Origin of the sequence: Bacillus solitudinis (assembly GCF_002797395.1) — a bacterium.
Classification (GTDB): Bacteria; Bacillota; Bacilli; order Bacillales; family Bacillaceae_D; genus Halalkalibacter_A; species Halalkalibacter_A solitudinis.
This window is the reverse complement of record NZ_KZ454943.1, coordinates 4,593,960-4,615,636: the sequence shown is the minus strand read 5'-3', so window position 1 is coordinate 4,615,636 and position 21,677 is coordinate 4,593,960. Positions and strand designations below refer to the sequence as shown.

Below are 21,677 nucleotides of genomic sequence, written 5' to 3'. Positions count from 1 at the left end.
TTACGGAAAGCCTGGTACTAAATTTGAGGAAATGGCATATCATCGCTTGATGAACCATGATTTGTATCCAGAGAAGATTGATAATAGGTAGTAAAGGGACATGTTGTACTGGAAAAGAAAAACTAAACGTTAAATAGTTTTAGAGGCTACTCAAAAGGGAAAATGAAACCCTTTTGAGTAGCCTCTATTTTACTTAGGTATACAAAAGAAACCTTTAAAACTAAACTTTTTGATTGGTACGTTAAATTTTATTAAGAAAAAATAAACATTTAGTATAGACAATACTGAGATAAGGATTGGTCTTTTTGGAAAGAAGTAGGTGTATAAATACATTTTCAAGTAGATATATGCAGACCAACCGATATGCCAGCCGTTGGAAAAGAAAATACATCCACATTTTTTAAAAGTCAGTTCGGCGATAACAGAAAGAATAATCCATTTCACCGTATAAATGATTCGCTTTACCAATGTTCTTGGGAAATTTAAGATGAAAAAATAATTTAGCATAGGGGTAACGAAAAAAACGTGAAAGCATCGAACCAGTTTCATATTAAAACACTTTGATTTAAAGTCCCATAGTAGATGCTTATGGAAAAAGCAATAATACACAAAGTTAAAAACAATAACATAAAGTAAATTTAAAAAGTACTTTCTAAATTTAAATAATTTTTGATTCTGAAGTAAAGATGAAAATAGAAGCGCTATAGCCGCGTTCCGCATAAAAGCCTCCTCAATAACTTTTTTCGTATGTTATTAGGATGGACTTGTAAGGGAAAATAAAACTGTAAATTTGTGTAATGTTTATAGGTCTATTTATTCAAGGAATAAAGAACTATAGATATTCAAATAATTTAAGCTTTCACGCGAAGTTTGCTATGTTCTTTTGCGACTGAAATTTCAAAGTAATAATCGTCATCTTCAAATATTCGGTCCACAATAATAAGGACATCTTCAAAAGAAACAGAATGATTATTAGTTTTGTTTTTGTTCATAAATTGAATCATCTTCTCAATTTCTGTGTTAATTTTCGTATGTAGCAGGTCTTCAGTCATTCTTTTGCTTCTCTGACAATCATGAAAATCAATTGGATAAGAAGGTATCGCCATCAAATAAACCCCCCAGCATGTCTTTCAAATTTTCTATATCATAAACCTATTGGCTACGTGTAGACAAGTATAAATTTTATCAATATTCGTCTTAAAAGTCCACTTTCTGCAAAACCAACGATTCGTCTAACCGACTGTTAGATAAATAATTTACTTATCCCGAGTAAGATAAAAAATAGGCTAGGCATAAAGGTGATATATTGGAGGAAAAAGTGATTCTTCGTTTTCTTTCCATAAATAATTCCAAATAGTAGTGAAAATCCGATGGAAAAAGCAGCTAGCGGAGCAAGTGAAAAAGACTGCATCGCTAAACCTGCTTGGATGCCATATCCAAAGCTATCAACATTAATGAGTAGAGCAATCATGACAAAGTAAGAACGTTGGTATAAGGGAATTTCATTAAATAGGTTGTAGACACCTAAACAAATCATCATAACCCCTGCAATAGACCCCATATAGTGAGTGGGCACAATTTCACCAAGTAATCGACCGAAGCCCATCGAAACAAAAATGATAAACCCAGAAAACATCGCAATAACAAAAATAACCGATAAAGAGATACGAATTCGCTTTAAACCAAAAAGTAAACCAATGGCAAAGCCATCAATGCTCATAAGCATCGATAAAATGAATACATATAAGAGTTCTTTTATGGCGAACCCTCCCTTTATAAAGGTGTTGTAGTTAATACGTATGCCTGTTCAACTCTCTATATGAAAAATAGCGTATCAAAAAAAGAAACACGCTACATAGTAGTCACTTTATTTTACCGTAAATCTATAAGTTCGTAATGTTCTAAGTAGCTTTCGTAATACAAAAGTACTTCATTCACGTACTCATCACTTTGATTGTACGCAAAAAGTGCTTTTTTATAGTCCCCTTGTTTTGCACCGTGATCCGCTAAATATTTTGCAGCAGCAAAAGCGGAGTCCGTGACATCGAAAGGATCAGCTTTTCCATTTCCACTTGCATCAAGTCCATAACCATTATGTGTTTCAATTAACAAAATGTCAGTTAAATCAACGTCTTCATCGATTGTGCCAAGATCTGAACCGGGATGAGTCCAACCTATCCACGTTCTAGGCATGAATTGAAAGTGTCCAACTGCTCCGACAGGGCTGATAAGTGGGTCCATCGTGGAGAACACTGTTTCAACACGATGGACAGAAGCTAACAACTCCCAGGGAATGTCAAATTCTTCGGCGGCTTTTTTATAAATTGGATAATACTGTTCAGGTATAGAGTGTTTTCCTAAAGTAGCTATGTAAGTAATTTGCCGAATTTTATCTTGTTCTTCGATAATAATTAATGAAGCGATTATTAAAATACCTAGTAATAAAAATCTAATTCGTTTTTTTCTCAAAGTAAGTCATCCTTTTTTAATGTGCCTTAATTATATACGCTTGTTAATAAAACGAATAGTCCTTTTAAAAAATTACTAAAATCATTCAAAGCAGGCACTAGAAATGCGTGTTACACTAAGAAAAAAAGAAGCGAGGAGAAATAGGTTGAAACAAATTTATTTGGATTACAATGCAAGTACGCCAGTTGATCAAGAAGTAGTAACGAAGATGTTGCCTTATCTAACAGAACACTATGGGAATCCGTCTGCGTCACATTTTGCAGCAGTTGAAGCAAAGAAAGCGGTTGAACACGCGCGAATGCAAGTGAGTTCCCTTATTGGGGCGAATATTGACGAGGTGATATTTACGAGTGGCGGAAGTGAGTCGAATAATTATGTCATTAAAAATGTGTTTGAGAAATTCTCCTACAAAGGAAAGCATATTATTACCTCTTCAATTGAACATCCGGCTGTCCTAGAACCTCTAGCCTATTTAAAGAATAGAGGAGCAGAGATTACATATGTTAGCGTTGATTCGTATGGAAGAGTGAATATAGAAGAGATTGAAAAAGCACTTAAACCAGAAACAATCCTAATTACTATTATGCATGCCAATAATGAAATAGGTACAATTCAACCTATAAAGGAAATCGGGCAGTTGGCACGTAAGCATCGAGTTCTTTTTCATACCGATGCGGCTCAATCAGTAGGGAAAATAGATATTAATGTGGATGATTTAAATGTTGATTTTCTGAGTATCGCTGGCCATAAGCTTTATGCTCCAAAGGGCGTAGGTGCTCTCTATAGTCGGAAAGGGATAAATATAGGTTCTTTTATTCATGGAGCTGGGCATGAAAGCGGTCGACGCGCGGGAACGGAAAATGTCATGCTGATTGCAGCGCTAGGTCAGGCTTGTGAGGAGTGTAAGAAAAAGAAAGAAGAGAACTTTCGAATTCTAGAGTTAAGAGACTACTTTTTGGGTAAATTAAATGAGGAGTTTCCTGGTAAGGTAAGGCTCAACGGGCATCCGACAGAACGGCTGCCAAATACATTAAATGTTAGCTTTAAAGACAAAATTGGGAGCGAAATCTTATCCGAGGTCCCTGAACTTGCTGCATCAACAGGCTCGGCTTGTCATTCTGGTATTGTCACCCTCTCGCCTGTTCTAAAAGCAATGGGATTATCTCCTGAAGAAGGGAAAGGGACGGTGAGATTTAGCTTGGGTAGAATGACAACGAAAGTAGAGATAGAACAGGTAGTACGCCTATTACACTCTGTTTTGTAAGCATATTATTTTACAGAACAGAGTACGATTCGTTACACTTGGTTCCTAGTTAAAATAAGGGAGTGTATGCACTATGAGTACGGTAACTAAGTCGGGTGTTTTTCAACTAATGGAGGAACGACATTCGGTTCGTAAATATGTGCCCGATGTTGAAATCCCGAAAAGTGAATTAGAGGAAATGCTACAGGCTGCTTCTGAAGCACCCTCTTCTTGGAATTTACAACATTGGCGTTTCTTGGTTATTGATGAAAAGGCAAAAAAAGAAGAATTATTGCCAATTGGCTATAATCAACAACAAATTGTAGATTGTTCAGCAGTTATTGTCATTCTTGGTGATGTGGAAGCAAATAAAGAAGCCGATTCAATATATGAAGAAGCTGTTAAAAAAGGATCAATGCCTAAAGAAGTAAAAGATACTTTGGTTGGTCAGATAAACAGTGCATATAGCAAAGAAGGTACCTTTGCACGTGATGAAGCGTTTTTAAATGCTTCATTAGCAGCAATGCAAATAATGCTTGCTGCTAAAGCTAAGGGCTATGATACATGCTCAATGGGTGGGTTTAATCGTGAAGCATTAGTTGAAGCATTTCATATTCCAGAACGGTTTGTTCCGGTTATGTTATTATCAGTAGGAAAAGCGGAGAAGCCAGGTCATCCCTCTGCTCGTAAGCCAGTAAGTGAACGTATAATTTACCAATCGTTTTGATGTAAAAGGGCGTCCAAGGAAAGCTATAGAAAAAAGTAAAAACCAACCTTTTGAGCTCTAAAAAGGTTCAGTTTTTACTTTTTCAGTGCTTTTTTTGTTTTTAACGTTGAATTAAGAACGTGCTTAAACGAAGGCAAAGAGCGTAACAGTGCTCATATTGGGGCCTCTTTAAAATAAAGGAAAGAAACACTCATAGAGCTAACTTCCTCGCTCCGTATAGACTCGGAGGTTAATACATAGAGAATGTAATAAAAAAGGAGAAACGTATGATCGATCTTCATTTTGAACAATATCAAGAATGCAAAATGACCGACATGAAAATTGTCGATTCTTACCCTGTTTCCCGATGGACTCATTGTACAGTATCGTTTAAAACGCAGACATTACCAGAGAAAATGATAGACCCAGCAGCTCTTGTTATTTTAAATGAATCAGGAGATGTTTTACAAATCATTCTTCAAGAAGAAGGATGTGATTCTCCTAATTTTCAGTTTACTGAAAACGAAAAAGAACAATTCAGCAAATGGATTCAATTTGAATTATCAGAAGGATAATTTAGCCAATGCCTGACATAGAAAAAAGACAGCGGAAATTCCGCTGTCTTTCACTTACCCACGATCCCGAACTTCGTAAATAGCGAATTTTAAGTATTCTCCTTCTTCTTGGCTAAGAAGCGTAGGATGGTCTATCCCAGCGCCACTCCAACGTAGCTCTCTTAGTATTTTTTTCGCATCGAATGCAGCTTCTTGAATCATCTCATCAAACTGATAGCCGCGAACGTGGAAGGAACAACTTGCAGTTACAAAGTAACCACCGTCTTTAACGAGCTTTAATCCGTTTAAGTTAACATCTTTATATCCACTTAACGCTTTCTTTACAGCATGTTTTGATTTAGCAAAAGCAGGAGGGTCAACAATAACAACATCCCATTGTTTTTGTTCTTTCACAGCATCTCTTAAATAATCAAATGCATTGGCGACAACAAACTCAACATTGTTGAAGTTATTTAATGCAGTATTACGTTTAGCTGTCTCAATGGCGTATTCGGAAATGTCAACAGCAGTGACGGTTTTTGCACCGTATAGGCAAGCATTTAACATAAAAGAACCTGTATGAGTGAAACAATCAAGTACAGTGCTGTCTTCTTGAATTAAAGGTTGTATAGCTTGTCGATTTTCGCGTTGATCGAAGAAAAATCCAGTCTTTTGACCATCCTTAATGTCAACAATATATCGCACGCCATTTTCTTCAATCTCTATTTCCGTATCTGATTCTCCGTACCAGAAACCTTTTTCTTGTTCTAATCCTTCTAACTCTCGTACGTATACATCATTACGTAAATAAATAGCTTTCGGTTTAAAGACCTCAAGCAAACCGTTTAAAATCCAGTCTTTTCGTACTTCCATGCCGAGAGCCATAATTTGAACAACAAGAACATCCTCATACTTATCAACAACTAAACCAGGTAAAAAATCACCCTCACCGTAAATAGCTCGGCATGATTTGACTTGGGGAAGGAATCGCTGACGATGTTGCCAGGCTTTCCGAATTTGGTTTAAGAAAAAAGCCTCATTTATCGTATCATTGTTATTTTGAGTAAGCATACGAACGATCATTTGGGAATCAGGGTTAATAAACCCTTGACCAAGAGGGAATCCTTTGTGATTAACGACTTGAACTAAATCACCAGGTGAAAAGTCGCCCTCTATTGATTCTACTTCGCTTTGAAAGACCCAGGGGTGTCCGTGCTCAATTCGTTTACGTCGATTTCTTTTTAAACTAACTTTAATCAAAAGTGTCACTCCAATATACTTTATTTCATTCGTACTTATCATACTTAATATAAAGAAGTTAATCAACGTCTCCCTCTTTGACCAATCTTCTGTGTTTAGTTGGTCAAAACTTTAAAATAAGAAATCACTTTTTCAGTATTATTTTTAATATCTATTGATTTTTTTTGAAGGTTTAGTTTATGTTCACGGTGAAAATTATCAGCTTCCTTATTGATATTTTGCGTCCATTTTTTGAAATTCAAATGTTCTTCAGGTGTGAAACTTAGTTCAACTGTTGAACAAATGAAAGAACGACAAACTGTATTTTTAAATGACGGTGGGAGAGTACAGCCTCTTGTTTCTTCAAAAAACTGACATACAGAATACGACGTTTTTAAATCTTCTTGCTCAAGAACAGAAAGTGTGGCTATATCTTCTTTTGCAAAAGTCGAATGAACTTTAGCATGGACAACGATGTGATAGGGATGGATGCTCACATCACTAGTTTGTAGTAAGCGGTGAAGAAAGGATTCGTTTTGCTTAATTATTTTTGCGATTTCAAAAAGTCCGAGAACTGGACTATAAGAACAACACCCAACACGAGGTACTTGTTCATTCGGTGGTTGAAAATGTTTTTCCTGGCAATTCATACAAGAGTTGGTAAGGATTTGGCTGTGTTTTTCATCAAAATAAATCATATAAAAAATTCCTCGCTTCTTTTTTGAAAAAAATGTGTATATTTTATGACAAACAACTAGATTTTCTATACAAAAAGTTTTACAATTTCAAGTTGAAGATACTTTCTATCCTTACTATTTTTATTCCATGCCCTTTTTTTATAGGGTCGTTTGGAAAGTACCTCAAACAAATCTATGAATGATTGAAGATAACCTTTGAGTGGATGTTACAATCATGTTAAAATGTACGTGTAAGCGTTATAAAATAATATCATTTATAGATTTGATTTAAAAGTAACTAGGAGGTTTTTATCACATGTCCAGCAAGGAGAACACACCGGAAGAACCATGGCAAGGATTTCATGGTCCGAACCTTGGCGTCGCAATTGAGCTTTACGAAGAATTTACAAAGGACCCAGAAGCTGTTGATGAAGAGTTAAGAGAGCTATTTCAAGCATGGGGACCACCACCTTCGTCTTTAGAAGCTGATTCGGTTCAAACGACAAATGCTTCAGTAGCTTCAGCTGCAGGAGCGGGCATGATGAAAAAGATTGTAGGAGCGATGAAATTAGCTGATGCAATCAGAACCAAAGGCCATTTAGCATCTGATGTCCACCCAATTCATAAAGACAGGAAGAATGATGCGTTTTTAGAATTAAGCCGATATAATTTAACGGAAGAAGATTTAAGACAACTTCCAGTCGATTTAATTTGTCCGGATGCACCGTCTCACGTTAAAAATGGACTAGACGCTATACGTCATTTGGAGAACATGTACACAAAAACAGTAGCTTTTGAATTTGGACATGTTCAAGATGAAGAAGAACGCAATTGGTTAAACAAAATGATTGAGTCAGGTATGTTCTTGCCGAATTTCACGAAACAACAACGTTTGAATCTTTTGAAGCGTTTAACAGAGGTTGAAGGCTTTGAAAAGTTTATTCATCGCACGTTCGTTGGACAAAAGAGATTTTCAATTGAAGGTCTTGATGTGATGGTACCGATGCTTGATGAAGTCGTAAGAGAAGCTGTTCATGAAGGTACAGAGAATATCATGATTGGAATGGCTCATCGTGGTCGTTTGAGTGTCCTAACTCACACGTTAGGCAAGCCTTACAATATGGTGTTTTCAGAGTTTTTACATGCTCCTACCAAACTTGTTGAGCCAGAAAAAGGAATTAATGGCTGGACAGGAGACGTTAAGTACCATTTAGGTGCGGATCGTCAGATAAAAGACGATAACACAGCAGAGGCTACAGTGACTCTTGCTAATAATCCAAGTCACTTAGAATTTGTTAGTCCAATTGTCGAAGGATACGCTCGTGCTGCTCAAGAGATTCGTACCTCAAAGGGGTTCCCTGAGCAAACTGTTTCAAAAGCGTACTCAATTTTAATTCATGGTGATGCAGCGTTTCCAGGACAAGGTATTGTGACTGAAACCCTTAACCTTAGTCGTCTTAAAGGTTACCAAACTGGTGGGTCTCTTCATATTATTGCAAATAATAACATCGGGTTCACCACGGAAGCACATGATTCTCGTTCTACTACATATGCAAGTGACCCTGCAAAAGGATTTGAGATTCCAATCCTTCATGTTAATGCAGATGATCCTGAAGCTTGCTTAGCAGCTATGCATTTGGCTTTCCAATATCGTAAAAGATTCAAAAAGGATTTTCTTGTTGATTTAATTGGTTATCGTCGATTTGGTCATAACGAAATGGATGAACCATCGGTAACTCAACCTGCACTCTATAATAATGTCCGTAAGCATCCTACAGTGCGAACGCTTTTTGCAGACCAATTAGTCGGATTAGACGTTATTGAGAAGTCTTATGCAGAAAAATTGGATAAAGAAATCCAAGAGAACTTGCAAGCTGAATATGATAAGGTGTCAGGCAATCAGTCTGAAGGGGTAAAGGAAATGTCGCCTCCTGATTTTGTTGTCAATGGTCTACCAAAAGTGAAAACAGCTGTATCTATGGAAAACTTAAAATTAATTAATGAGTCATTATTAACTTGGCCAGAGACATTTACAGCTAACGAAAAACTAGAAAAGATTTTAAAACGTCGTTATAATGCATTTGACACAGACGGTAAAATCGATTGGGCTTTAGCTGAAACCCTTGCTTTTGCTACTATCTTAAATGACGGAACACCTATTCGATTAACTGGTCAAGATTCCGAACGTGGTACGTTTGCACATCGTCATCTTGTATTACATGATAGATTAACTGATAAGCTATATACTCCATTGCAAGAGTTTGAGGAAGCAAATGCTTCTTTTGCAGTGTATAATAGTCCTCTTTCAGAACAAGCTGTGGTTGGTTTTGAATATGGATATAATGTTTATGCACCCGAGACATTGGTAATTTGGGAAGCACAGTTTGGGGATTTTGCAAATGGTGCTCAGGTTATTTTTGACCAATGGGTATCTGCGGGACGTGCAAAATGGGGACAAAAATCTGGATTAGTTTGCTTACTGCCTCATGGTTATGAAGGTCAAGGTCCAGAGCATTCAAGTGGGCGTGTTGAACGTTTCCTAGTTCTAGCGGCTGAAAATAACTGGACAATTGCAAACTGCACTACAGCTGCTCAATATTTCCACATCTTAAGACGTCAAGCTGCCATTCTTGAAAAAAATGCGGTGCGTCCACTTATCATCATGACGCCGAAAAGTTTACTGCGTAATCCGGTTGTCGCTTCAACACATGATGTGTTTACAGATGGAGAATTCCAATCTGTATATGAGCAACCAGGACTTGGAGACAATCATGATAAAGTTGAGCAAATTGTTATGTGTAGTGGTAAGGTTTCGATTGAACTTGCCGATCGCATACAAAAAAATAATGAGCAAAATTGGGAATGGCTTCATATTGCGCGTGTTGAAGAGCTATATCCGTTCCCGAGAAAGATTATTCGTGAACTATTGGCACGTTACAAAAACCTAAAAGATATTGTTTGGGTTCAAGAGGAACCTAAAAACATGGGTGCTTGGCCATTTATCGAGTCACGTATCCGTGAGATCACTCCTCAAGGTGTAAACGTTAGCTACATCGGACGTACACATCGCTCAAGTCCTGCAGAGGGTGACCCAGTTGCGCATAAGAAAGAACAAGAACGAATTGTAAGCGAAGCGTTGACTCGTAAATAATAAGGAGGCCATATCCGTGATTGAAATTAAAGTACCAGAACTAGCTGAATCGATTACTGAAGGAACGATAGCACAATGGTTAAAGCAAGTAGGAGACCATGTTAATCAAGGTGAATATATTGCTGAACTTGAAACAGATAAAGTTAATGTAGAAATTACTGCAGAACACTCAGGTGTGATTAAGGAATTCAAAAGAGAACCGGGTGATACCGTAGAAGTGGGCGAAGTTATTGCTGTGATTGATGAAACGGCTTCTGGTTCTACTCCTGCTGCAGAGACTGCACAAGAAGAAACAAAAGAAGAAGAAACTAAGAAAGAAGAAAAAACAGAAGCACCAGCAGCAAAGGTAGAAGAATCGTCTACAGGTGATCGTCCAATTGCATCACCAGCAGCACGCAAATATGCTCGTGAACATGGAATTAATTTGAGTGAAGTATCATCAGTGGATCCACTCGGCCGTGTACGCAAACAAGATGTAGAAGCTTTTGATAAGAAGCCTGCACCAGCTCCGAAAAAGGCGACTTCTGCACCAGCAGCACCACAAGAGCAACCAGGCAAGCCAGTTGAACGTGTGAAGATGTCACGTCGTCGTCAAACAATTGCGAAACGCCTTGTTGAATCACAACAAACGGCTGCTATGTTAACAACATTTAATGAAGTCGATATGACTGCTGTTATGGATGTTCGGAAGCGACGTAAAGACGCGTTCGTAGATAAAAATGGAGTAAAGTTAGGGTTTATGTCTTTCTTTACAAAAGCCGTAGTGGGAGCACTTAAGGAATTTCCATTATTAAATGCAGAAATTCAAGGTGATGAAATTCTACTTAAGAAGTATTATGATATTGGCTGTGCTGTCTCAACAGAAGAAGGATTAGTGGTTCCGGTGTTGAGAGATGCGGATCGACTTAGCTTTGCAGGCATTGAACGTCAAATTGGTGAATTGGGTAGAAAAGCACGTGATAATAAGCTTTCTATTGCAGATCTCCAAGGTGGAACGTTTACGATTACAAATGGTGGTGTATTCGGTTCACTTATGTCAACGCCAATCTTAAATGCTCCACAAGTAGGGATTTTAGGAATGCACAAAATTCAATGGCGTCCAGTTGCAATTGATCAAGAACGTTTTGAGAATCGTCCAATGATGTATATTGCCCTTTCATATGACCATCGCATTGTTGATGGGAAAGAAGCAGTAAGCTTCCTTGTCAAAGTAAAAGAACTTATTGAAGACCCAGAATCTTTATTGTTAGAAGGTTAATATTTTACGAAGAACCTCTTTGATTTCTCAAAGAGGTTCTTTTAAAGTCTTTAGATCAATCTTAAGAGGATGAAAAAAAGATCATTTTGATTTATAATGTTAAGGTAGATAAAAGGAGGAGACGAAAATGATCCATCAGCATTGGTTAGATAATAAAACAATTCGAGATGTGGAATGTATACATACGGACGCCAAAAAATATATGGTTAACCGGGCATTAACTACCGGCAAAACCTACGAACTAAAAAATGAAACAGAAGAGTTCTATTTTGTTATTGATAACACAGGAAAAATCGGCGGGTATTACAAGGACTACTTTAAAGGATAGGGGGTGTGTCAGTAGGTCGGTTTTTGGCCTGATGACACACCCTCAGCAATGTAATAAACGGATCCGTACCATATACTTTTGAGATAGTAACTTGTAACTTGAGTAATTTCATTGCTAAAGTTTTGTATTTACTGTATATTTTAGGTAATAAATGGTCGGATAAAAAGGAGTGATTGGATGGATACAGCCACTATTATTCAATTTATTCAAAGTCATGGCTATGTCGCACTTCTTTTAGTTTTTACAATTGGTTTATTTCTATTTCCTGTTCCTAATGAACTGCTAATAATGAGCGGTGGCTGGCTTGCAACAACTTATCTATTAGACCCGATTCCTAGTTTTTTAATTATCTATTTATCTATTTTTTTCCACGGCACGATTTTATATACCATAGGGTCTCTAGTTAGCAAGAAAGCTCATATTTCGTTTAAACCAAACTCAATTTGGCAGAAAAATGCAGATAAAGGGAAAGAATTATTGGAGCAATATGGATTAAAGGCGACTTCATTTAGCTACTTTTTTCCTTTTATACGGCACGCAATCCCTTTTAGTGTCGGAATATCAGATATTTCCTATCGCCGTTTTGCCTTAATAGGCTTTAGTTCTGCTTTTGTGTGGATGAGTATTTACTTTTTCCTCGGTCTTCACTTCGGTCGTTCGATTACTAACTGGACGACGTTTATTGACCAAGTTATCTTTGTAGCTTGTGCAACAGTAGTAATAGTTATTATCTTTCAAATAGTTAAGAAAAAAAAGAAAAACCAGAAAGAGCCATATATGCATTCTTAAATGAATCTCTCATTTCTCTCTTATGATGTTACATCAATAAGAGAGACGTTCACCGCATTTTAACAACGTTGTTATTACATGAAGAAGGAGAATAGAGATGATAAAACTAGGAGAAGTTCTGACGAAACTAAACCAACTTGTTTTTTCAATAAATTTAGTTGGATATAAGCAATGTGAACCCACTTGGTACCATGACCCAAGACAGCAATCTTTTCATTCTCTCTGGTTTATTGCTAAGGGGAAGGGTGATTTTATAATAAATGGAACAAGTTATCCAGTGGAATCTGGTAAATTATTTTTTTTCGAACCGAGTATGGTTTGTGAACGTAAAACAGATATTGAGGAGCCGTTAGAATACTATTTTATTCGATTTACCTACGCATCTGCTTTTATGGAAAAAGAACAATGGACCTTTGGAGAAGAAAGAGACGTTTCTTTTCCAATGTCCGGCATGTATAATGTGCAAAATTCTGCTCATATCATTAATTTACTTGAACAAATCCTTCACTTAAGAAAAAGACGTGGGGCCATTGTTGCGATGAAACGAAAGCTACTTTTTTGGGAGCTACTATTAATGATAATTCAAGATTTTCGTTCACAAAATTTAACGGGTAATACTACAAATGCAATTGATAGAACGGTTGATTATTTAACTAGTCACTACCAAGAGGCTATTACGTTGGAAAATTTAGCTCAGATGGCTGGGATGAGCGTAAGTCACTATTCTAGATTATTTAAGAAATTTATTGGGTATAGCCCAATGGATTATTTAAGACACTTGAGAATGGATCGTGCAAAAGAGTTAATTGTGTTTTCTGATTCTAGGTTAAAAGAAATCTCGCAAAGTGTTGGCTACCAAGATGAATTTTTCTTTAGTCGCACATTTAAAAAAGTGGTGGGCGTGTCACCTACTGAATTTGCAAAAAAACATAAAACGAAATTAACGTTACCTTCAAAATGATTGAAATGCCTATAGAACACCATCTTTTTCTTTAGTTTTATTCTCACCGTCTTCTAGAGTAATGACGGTGAGAATACTAAATTTATTGGATATGAGGAGAACAAACCTGGTTGCTTTTTTTAGAAACTTCTTTGTTTTGAATTTCAAAAAGCTGAAAATAAATTCCTTTACGTTTAAGAAGATCATTATGTGTTCCAGATTCTTTTAGGAGCCCTTTATCCAGAACGATTATTCGATCTGCATCCTGAATCGTGGACAAGCGGTGGGCGACGATAATTGTCGTTCTATCCTTCGATAATTTTTTTAAAGCTCGTTGAATTAATTCTTCTGTCTGTGTGTCAATATTGGCTGTGGCTTCGTCTAGAATAAGAATGTCTGGGTTAAAGGCTAGTGCCCTCAGGAATGAAATTAATTGTCTTTGACCACTTGATAAAATGATCCCTTGCTCTCCAAGTAGTGTTTGATAACCGTTTGGTAAACTTTCAATAAAATCTTCAAGGCCGATGGAACGGGTTAAGTTCATAACATCTTCCTCTGATAAATGTTTGTGATGAAGACGAATATTATGCGTGACATCGCCAGTGAAGATATAGGGGTCTTGTTGAATGATGCCTACCCTTGTTCGTAAATCAGTTAATTTAGTTTTCTTAATATTATAGCCATCGATGGTAATAGAACCTTTTTGAATATCATAAAAACGTGATATTAAGTTAATGATCGAACTCTTACCCGCTCCTGTTGCACCTACAAAAGCAACAGTTTCTCCTCTTTGTATTTGAAAATTAATATCTTTTAGAACCCATTCTTGATCCTGATATGCAAACCAGACATGTTCAAATTTTATTTCACCGTGGATAGTTTTCGGCAAAGCAACAGCGTCCGGATGATTTTCAATTGCCGGTTGCTCTTCAAGCATGTCAAAAATCCGTTCAGCCGATGCCATTGCCGTTTGAATTTGATTATACCTGTCTGCAAGTGCCATTAAAGGTTGAAAAAATTGGCGAATGTAGTGGGTGAAAGCATAAACAACACCGAAGGTTAAGGCGCCACCCATCATGCCCATTCCGCCATACCAAATAATCAGGGCCAATGCAATGTTACCTAAGAAACCAATTGCTGGGTTGAAAATGGAGTTCACTATCGTTGCCCGCATGCCTGCTCGATAGTGTTCTTCATTTAATTGGTCAAATTGTTTGATTTGTTTATTTTCCCTTGTGAAAAGTTGAATAATTCGGATACCTGATAAATTTTCTGCTAGATTAGAATTTAATTTGGATAATAGTAGTCTTGTATACCGATGCGCATGCCGAATGAGTTTCTTATAGAACACGCTTAAAATAAGCAAGACAGGTATGACCGTAAAGCTAATTAATGTTAAGCGCACGCTCATTTGTAGCATTATAAAGAAAATACCAATTAAAATTAGTATTTCTTTCACAAGATTAACGATAACCTGTGAGTATAACTGATTTAAAGCCTCTGTATCATGTGTAACCCTTGTAACTAGCCGACCTACAGGATTCCTGTCAAAGAACTGCATCTGCATTGTGGAGAGGTGTTTAAAAATTGTCTGACGAATATCAAAGATAATTGATTGACCTGTAAACTGGAGCAATCTATCTTGAAAATATGTTAGCAGTGAAGCTAGAATAATAGTTCCTAAAAATAGGGCGGCAATCATAGAAAAACCCTGAAAGCTTTCTTGAAAAGAAGTCTGAACCGTCAAGTAGTCATCAATTGCCACTTTAATTAAATATGGTTGAGCTAGTGTGGCACCAACAAAGATTATTGCTAAGAAAAATGAAATGACGATTTTCTTCCAATAAGGTTTTGCATACCGAAGTAATTTTAATAAAAGCTTTCTATCTACAACTTGAACGTAGTCTTTTTCATCATGAATATTCATTCATTACCTCCTGTTTCTCTTAATTGAGAATTTTGGTAAGGCTGGAACATGTTTTAGGCTTTGCTTAGCATACATGCTCTGATACATACCACGTTGGAGAACTAGCGAGTCGTGAGTTCCTTGCTCAACAATCTGGCCCTGATCCATTACAATTATTTGATCAGCATCTTGAATGGAAGAAATGCGATGACTTACAATAATTGTTGTCCGGTTTTTCATTTGTTCGCGAAGTCCTTTAAGAATTTTTTCCTCGGTCACTGCATCCACTGCAGAAAGACTATCATCAAAAATAAGAATTTCGCTTTTCTTAATTAATGAACGGGCAATGCTTAATCGTTGACGTTGCCCACCCGAGAGAGAAATGCCTCGTTCACCTAAAGGCGTTTGAAAATGTTTTGGAAATTCAATAATATTATCGTAAACTTGTGCTAACTTTGCGGCCTCCGTAATTTCTTGTTCGTTATAATCAGCGGGATCAAAAGCAATATTCTCCCCAATTGTTGAGGAAAATAGGAAATTTTCCTGTGGAACAATCCCGACTGAGTGTCGCAACGTATTTAACGGAATCTGATATAAATCATAACCGTCAATAAAAATAGTCTTTCTAGGTGGATTATAAATGCGAAGCAATAGGTTGATAAGTGTCGTTTTTCCGCTCCCAACCTTCCCGACAATAGCTAAACTCGTGCCACATGGAATCGATAGATTAATATTATTTAATGCAATTTCTTTACTATCTGGATAAGAAAATGTCAGATTTCTAATCTTAATATCTCCTTGAATGGTAACATTCTCTAGAACATCTTCTTCATCTGTCACTTCAGGTTTTGTATTTAAAATTGTACGTAATCGCTTATTTGAAGCCCAACCACGTTGTAAAATATTGATAACTTTTCCGAGGTTTTCAACAGGGGCAATTAATAATGATAAATAGGTATTAAAGGCAACAAATTCTCCCAGAGTTATTGTTCCATTCATGACGAGCATCCCACCAAAAAAAATCGAGAGTAAGTAGCTTAAACCAACAATAGCAATACTTACTGAGTTAAATATCGAATTGGTTAGGATAAGTTGTTGATTTGCGAAAACATTTTTCTGGTTTTCATTTTCAAACTTTTGACGTTCATCCTTTTCTTGAGTATATGCTTTAATTACCCGAATGCCCGAACAAAATTCTTGTACAGTGCTTGTAAGATGACTAATGGCTTCTTGAACTTTTGTGGAGCGATCTTGTATTTGGAAACGAAACTTATAAGCTAAAATCGTTAATCCAGGTAATGGGAGAATGACGAGTAGCGTTAACCATGCATTAATGGTTATTCCCATTGCCACAACCGCGACAGTGATTAATATCACCACCTCAATAGTGAGAAACACCCCTCCCATGGCAACTTCACGGATAACATTAACGTCATTAATGGCGTGCGACATTAAGTCTCCAATACGGTTTTTATTGAAATACTGAGAGGGAAGCTTAACCCAGTGAGTAAAGAGCCGGTGACGAACACGCTTCTCAAGAATTCTTGATAACCGAAAAATATAAATTCTACTAAAGGAGCGAAAGAATGCAATAATAAATCCAACGATAACAATACTAATTGCTAAACGGATAAGTAGGCCTGTATTGACGGTTTCGTCTTGGATACTGTCCGCAAAGCGTTCTAAAAATGTTGGAATCAGTAATTGAAATAAACAAGAGATGGACAATAATATCACACCAAAAATATATTGCCATTTATGTCTAATTAAATGTTGTTTAACAATCGATTTAGATTCCAAGCGTATTTCCTCCTTTTGAAAACGGTTTATTGTGTGTAAAATTAGAATAAAGCAAATTGTATGTATTAAACATGGATTTCCTTATCAGCTTGCATGGACTTTTTTGCTTTTTGATAAAAAGGAAGTTGTGTAGGGGAGGGGACAATGGACTGAGATATTAACTTAGGACTGTTACAAAGTCGCCGTAAAAGAATAAAAAGGATGCCCGAAAGTGGTCATTGACCTTGGGCATCCTTTAATTGAGCTATTGAAGCATACTATTTATTTTGCAACTTGTAGAAATTCATTGTACGTCATTTGCTTATCGATAATTCCATCCTCGGTAATTTCGATAACACGGTTGGCAATTGTTTCATTAAATTGATGATCATGAGAAGAAAAAATCATCGAACCTTTATAATTAATCAGTCCATTATTTACTGCAGTAATGGATTCTAAATCAAGATGGTTCGTTGGTTCATCAAGTAAAAGAACATTCGCACCGCTAAGCATCATTTTTGAGAGCATACAGCGAACTTTTTCTCCACCTGATAAGACACTTGCCTTCTTTAAAACTTCTTCTCCTGAGAAAAGCATACGGCCAAGGAATCCACGGAGAAACGTATCGCTATCATCTTGAGGTGAATATTGTCGTAACCAGTCAACAATGTTCATCTCGCAGCCTTCGAAGAACTCTGAGTTATCTTTTGGGAAATATGCCTGGGATGTCGTTACACCCCATTTATAGCTACCACTATCTGGTTCCATTTCACCAGCTAAAATTTTAAAAAGTGTTGTTTTAGCAATCTCATTATTTCCGACAAGAGTAATTTTATCATCCTTGTTCAGCGAAAAGCTAACATTGTTTAAGACGTTTACCCCATCAATTGTTTTTGACAGGCTGTCGACAGTCAGCACATCATTGCCTATTTCACGTTCCGGCGTAAAATGAACATAAGGATATTTTCGTGATGACGGTTTAATGTCATCAAGTGAAATTTTTTCAAGCGATTTTTTTCGAGACGTGGCTTGCTTTGACTTTGAAGCGTTCGCGCTGAACCTTGCAACAAAGGCTTGAAGATCTTTTATCTTTTCTTCCTTTTTCTTGTTTGCATCTTGTGCTAATTTAAGTGCTAGCTGACTAGATTCATACCAGAAATCATAGTTACCCACATAAATTTGGATTTTTCCAAAGTCAAGATCAGCAATATGTGTACAAACTTTATTTAAGAAATAGCGGTCATGTGAAACAACAATGACAGTATTTTCAAAGTTAATAAGGAATTCTTCTAACCAATTTATCGCCTTTAAATCAAGATGGTTCGTAGGCTCATCTAGTAAGAGTACATCTGGGTCACCAAATAATGCTTGTGCAAGTAATACTTTTACTTTTTCAGACCCACTTAAGTCGCCCATTTTTTTTGTATGAACGTCCTCGGAAATCCCTAAACCTTTCAGAAGGATAGAAGCTTCTGATTCTGCTTCCCATCCGTTTAATTCTGCAAATTCACCTTCGAGTTCTGCTGCTTTAATCCCGTCTTCATCAGAAAAATCTTCCTTCATATAAATGGCATCTTTTTCTAACATTACTTCATATAGGCGAGCATGGCCCATTATGACGGTGTTTAATACTTCGTGCTCTTCGTATTCAAAATGGTTTTGTTTTAATACTGCCAGACGTTGACCTGGCTTCATATGGACGTCGCCAGCTTGTGGTTCAATTTCTCCAGATAAAATCTTTAGGAACGTGGACTTACCAGCTCCGTTGGCACCAATTAACCCATAACAGTTTCCTGGTGTAAACTTAATATTTACTTCCTCGAATAATTTACGGTCCCCATATTGTAGACCTACATTTGTAACAGTAATCATCTATGAATTGCCTCCAATGTCCGAAATTACATTATTTCACCTCTATAAGAATACCCTTTTTTTGATGCAAAAACAAAGGGTTTCATCTATGAATTTAAAAAAAATGATTTTGACACGTGGGTGGCGGTTCTAAAATCCAACTATGAGAGTCGAGATTTTTTTGGTACTCTCTTTCTTAAGAGTTTTTTTAAATCAAAAACGGTGAGGTTTATAATAAATCATGATACGATAAAGAAAGACGAACTACGTCCAAACACGGAAATAATATACGATTAGACCTGCTGCTGTAGCAAGCATCGTAATCGTTAGCAGCTTCATGGATTTCATCGAGTAATTAACGATGATTGCCCCCAGTAAAATAGCAAAATAGAGAGAATAATCGAGTGGAAATTGACGAAGCGAAGTGATAAATGAAGCTTCTGTAAACATGTAGATTAGCAAAGGGGAAAGCATTACTACGGTAATAACAAAAAGACATATCGTATTGATTCTTTTCAAGGAACTTTGCATAATAAAACACCTCTTTTATTTGATTGTGTAGGATAGAATTCCCTCAATGTTTTTTTTTATGTAGGAAAGGAAGGTTGCCCATGGTGAAAATTCTTCAGGCAGAGGAACAACTGAAACATTATTTTGGCTATTCTCAGTTTAGAGAAGGACAGCAACAAATTATTGAACAGATTTTAAATGGTCATGATTCGATTGGTATTATGCCAACAGGGGGAGGGAAATCAATTTGTTATCAAATACCAGCCTTGCTTTTACCTGGAATAACACTTGTCCTCTCCCCACTAATTTCGCTAATGAAGGATCAAGTTGATGCACTTGGAGAGGTTGGAATACCGGCTACTTTTTTAAATAGTACATTATCAAAACAAGAAGAATTACAACGACTATCTCAAATTAAAGAGGGACAATGTAAGCTAGTTTATATTGCTCCTGAAAGACTCGAACAGCATTCGTTTTTAACCTTTTTGGACGAGCTAGAAATTTCGCTCGTAGCAATTGATGAAGCACACTGTATGTCTCAGTGGGGTCATGATTTTCGACCGAGTTATTTGCGAATTTCAACCTGGCTAAATCAACTTTCGATAAAGCCATCCGTTCTTGCTTTAACAGCAACAGCGACAGAGGATGTACGTCGTGATTTACAACAGCATCTTAATGTAAATGATGAAAATGTATTTATTACTGGATTCGGCCGAGAAAATTTAATGTTTCAGCTTGTAAAGGGAGCCGATAAATGGAGATATGTTGAACGTTATATACAGAATCGGGCAAATGAAGCTGGTATCATTTATGCATCAACGAGAAAAGAAGTCGAGTTACTATATGAGCGATTAAACAAAAAAGGCCTTCGGGTTGGGATGTATCATGGTGGGATGGGGGAACAACTGCGACAAAAACATCAAGATGCATTTATTCATGATAAAACCACTATTATGGTTGCAACCAATGCCTTCGGGATGGGTATTGATAAATCAAACGTTCGCTTTGTTCTTCACTATAACTTGCCTAAGAATATTGAAGCTTATTATCAAGAAGCTGGAAGAGCAGGAAGAGATGGCGAAGTGAGTGAGTGTGTTCTTCTTTTTTCAGCGCAAGATATTCGGACACAGTCTTTTTTTATTGATCAATCGGATTTACAAGGAGAAAGAAAGTCCCAAGAATATGAAAAGCTACAACAAATGGTGGCATATTGCCATACGGAAATGTGTTTACAGCAATACATCCTTCGATACTTCGGAGATGTTGCGGACGAAAGCTGTGGAAAGTGTAGCAATTGCAATCGTTCAGGAGAGAAAATTAATCGAACCAAAGAAGCGCAAATGGTATTTTCTTGTATGAAACGAACACGAGAGAGATTCGGGAAGACGATTGTAGCTCAGATTTTAATTGGTTCAGAAAATCAAAAAATTAAACAATTTGACTTGAATCAATTACCGACCTATGGCCTTATGAAAAATTGGACACAAAAAAATCTGGCTGCTTTTATTGATTATTTATCAGCAGAACAATATATTAAACCAACAGGTTCATCTTACCCGACCTTGCAATTAACCGAGAAGGCTTTGTTCGTCCTAAAAGGGGACGAAGAAGTGTTTCAAAATGAGATCCAAACCGATGATGCACCAAAACAACAGGATGATGTGTTTGAAGCGTTACGGGTGTGTCGTAAGGAGTTGGCTGATGCGCAAAACATACCACCGTATCTTGTATTCTCAGATAAAACCCTTCGACAAATGAGTCAATTTATCCCTATAACACTAGAAGAGTTAAACGAGATACAAGGGGTAGGTGAGCAGAAACTTCAAAAGTATGGGGAATCTTTCCTTACGGTGTTGCAAACATTTGAGGAGAAGAAGCCTGCAGGAGATATACGCCCCCCGCTTGATACACCGAAAGCGAAATCCTCATCGGGGAAAAAAGGTAGTTATCTTGAAACAGTGACCCTTTTTGGGGAAGGATTGTCAGTTACAGACATTGCTAAAAAGAGACAGTTTTCAGAACAAACGATTTTGAATCATTTAATCAAAGCCTATCAAGAAGACGAATCATTGAATTTACAGCAGTATGTCAACGATGAAAAACGGCATTTAATTGAAAGTGTTGCCAATGAAGTAGGAACTGAATTCCTTCGTCCGATTAAAGAGCAGTTACCAGAAGAAGTGACATACCAGGAGATTCGTTTCGTTTTAGGGAAATAGCGGTATATATATAAATCGCCAACAAACACTATGAGCAATATGAACAGATAATAAAGGG

The 21,677-nt window shown here is 36.9% G+C and carries 18 protein-coding genes and 1 pseudogene; 10 read left to right on the top strand and 9 right to left on the bottom strand.

The window, feature by feature from the left end; genetic code table 11:
• Positions 1-91 (top strand): annotated as a pseudogene (locus CEF19_RS22590) (preQ(1) synthase); the annotation flags it as partial.
• A 760-nt stretch (positions 92-851) separates the two neighbouring features.
• On the opposite strand, the gene CEF19_RS22580 reads toward CEF19_RS22590, so the two are convergent.
• The 3 genes from CEF19_RS22580 to CEF19_RS22570 form a co-directional block, all read right to left on the bottom strand.
• Positions 852-1,106: a hypothetical protein gene (locus CEF19_RS22580; protein ID WP_100408139.1), complete on the bottom strand. Its 255-nt coding sequence runs from the start codon at positions 1,104-1,106 to the stop codon at positions 852-854.
• Between the two features lie 137 nt (positions 1,107-1,243).
• Positions 1,244-1,726: an MntP/YtaF family protein gene (locus CEF19_RS22575; protein WP_100408138.1), complete on the bottom strand. Its 483-nt coding sequence runs from the start codon at positions 1,724-1,726 to the stop codon at positions 1,244-1,246.
• Between the two features lie 146 nt (positions 1,727-1,872).
• Positions 1,873-2,469, bottom strand: a complete 597-nt coding sequence (locus tag CEF19_RS22570; RefSeq protein WP_100408137.1) for a lytic transglycosylase domain-containing protein — start codon at positions 2,467-2,469, stop codon at positions 1,873-1,875.
• A 145-nt stretch (positions 2,470-2,614) separates the two neighbouring features.
• Here CEF19_RS22570 and CEF19_RS22565 point away from each other — a divergent pair, with 145 nt between their 5' ends.
• The 3 genes from CEF19_RS22565 (at position 2,615) to CEF19_RS22555 (ending at position 4,993) form a co-directional block, all read left to right on the top strand.
• The gene (locus CEF19_RS22565; RefSeq protein ID WP_100408136.1) at positions 2,615-3,733 is read left to right on the top strand and encodes a cysteine desulfurase family protein; all 1,119 of its coding nucleotides are present in this window, start codon (positions 2,615-2,617) and stop codon (positions 3,731-3,733) included.
• Positions 3,734-3,806: 73 nt separating this feature from the next.
• The gene (locus CEF19_RS22560; protein ID WP_100408135.1) at positions 3,807-4,439 is read left to right on the top strand and encodes a nitroreductase family protein; all 633 of its coding nucleotides are present in this window, start codon (positions 3,807-3,809) and stop codon (positions 4,437-4,439) included.
• A 266-nt stretch (positions 4,440-4,705) separates the two neighbouring features.
• The gene (locus tag CEF19_RS22555) at positions 4,706-4,993 is read left to right on the top strand and encodes a hypothetical protein (protein WP_100408134.1); all 288 of its coding nucleotides are present in this window, start codon (positions 4,706-4,708) and stop codon (positions 4,991-4,993) included.
• Between the two features lie 54 nt (positions 4,994-5,047).
• Here the strand turns inward: CEF19_RS22555 and CEF19_RS22550 are convergent, their stop codons facing one another.
• Complete coding sequence (locus CEF19_RS22550; protein ID WP_100408425.1) at positions 5,048-6,232, bottom strand: class I SAM-dependent rRNA methyltransferase; 1,185 nt, start codon at positions 6,230-6,232, stop codon at positions 5,048-5,050.
• Between the two features lie 95 nt (positions 6,233-6,327).
• Positions 6,328-6,909, bottom strand: a complete 582-nt coding sequence (locus CEF19_RS22545) for a hypothetical protein (RefSeq protein WP_100408133.1) — start codon at positions 6,907-6,909, stop codon at positions 6,328-6,330.
• A gap of 295 nt (positions 6,910-7,204) precedes the next feature.
• On the opposite strand from CEF19_RS22545, the gene CEF19_RS22540 reads away from it, so the two are divergent.
• From CEF19_RS22540 to CEF19_RS22520, 5 genes are all read left to right on the top strand, one after another.
• The gene (locus CEF19_RS22540) at positions 7,205-10,039 is read left to right on the top strand and encodes a 2-oxoglutarate dehydrogenase E1 component (RefSeq protein WP_100408132.1); all 2,835 of its coding nucleotides are present in this window, start codon (positions 7,205-7,207) and stop codon (positions 10,037-10,039) included.
• A gap of 16 nt (positions 10,040-10,055) precedes the next feature.
• Complete coding sequence (odhB, locus tag CEF19_RS22535) at positions 10,056-11,297, top strand: 2-oxoglutarate dehydrogenase complex dihydrolipoyllysine-residue succinyltransferase (RefSeq protein ID WP_100408131.1); 1,242 nt, start codon at positions 10,056-10,058, stop codon at positions 11,295-11,297.
• Positions 11,298-11,424: 127 nt separating this feature from the next.
• The gene (locus tag CEF19_RS22530) at positions 11,425-11,625 is read left to right on the top strand and encodes a DUF6501 family protein (protein WP_100408130.1); all 201 of its coding nucleotides are present in this window, start codon (positions 11,425-11,427) and stop codon (positions 11,623-11,625) included.
• 177 nt (positions 11,626-11,802) lie between these two features.
• Positions 11,803-12,414 (top strand): DedA family protein, encoded by a 612-nt coding sequence (locus CEF19_RS22525; protein ID WP_100408129.1) that lies wholly within the window; start codon positions 11,803-11,805, stop codon positions 12,412-12,414.
• Positions 12,415-12,511: 97 nt separating this feature from the next.
• Positions 12,512-13,375, top strand: coding sequence for an AraC family transcriptional regulator (locus tag CEF19_RS22520; RefSeq protein ID WP_100408128.1), 864 nt, complete (start codon positions 12,512-12,514; stop codon positions 13,373-13,375).
• An 82-nt stretch (positions 13,376-13,457) separates the two neighbouring features.
• On the opposite strand, the gene CEF19_RS22515 is transcribed toward CEF19_RS22520, so the two are convergent.
• From CEF19_RS22515 to CEF19_RS22500, 4 genes are all read right to left on the bottom strand, one after another.
• On the bottom strand, positions 13,458-15,281 hold the full coding sequence (locus CEF19_RS22515; protein WP_100408127.1) for an ABC transporter ATP-binding protein: 1,824 nt from the start codon (positions 15,279-15,281) through the stop codon (positions 13,458-13,460).
• A 3-nt stretch (positions 15,282-15,284) separates the two neighbouring features.
• Positions 15,285-17,060, bottom strand: coding sequence for an ABC transporter ATP-binding protein (locus CEF19_RS22510; protein WP_100408126.1), 1,776 nt, complete (start codon positions 17,058-17,060; stop codon positions 15,285-15,287).
• Between the two features lie 261 nt (positions 17,061-17,321).
• Positions 17,322-18,911: an ABC-F family ATP-binding cassette domain-containing protein gene (locus CEF19_RS22505; protein ID WP_100408125.1), complete on the bottom strand. Its 1,590-nt coding sequence runs from the start codon at positions 18,909-18,911 to the stop codon at positions 17,322-17,324.
• Positions 18,912-19,154: 243 nt separating this feature from the next.
• Positions 19,155-19,421: a hypothetical protein gene (locus tag CEF19_RS22500; RefSeq protein WP_100408124.1), complete on the bottom strand. Its 267-nt coding sequence runs from the start codon at positions 19,419-19,421 to the stop codon at positions 19,155-19,157.
• An 80-nt stretch (positions 19,422-19,501) separates the two neighbouring features.
• Between CEF19_RS22500 and recQ the strand changes: the two genes are divergently transcribed.
• Positions 19,502-21,619 carry a DNA helicase RecQ gene (gene recQ, locus CEF19_RS22495; RefSeq protein ID WP_100408123.1) on the top strand — a complete coding sequence of 706 codons (2,118 nt, stop codon included), beginning with the start codon at positions 19,502-19,504 and terminating at the stop codon, positions 21,617-21,619.
• The last annotated feature ends 58 nt before the right edge of the window (positions 21,620-21,677 follow it).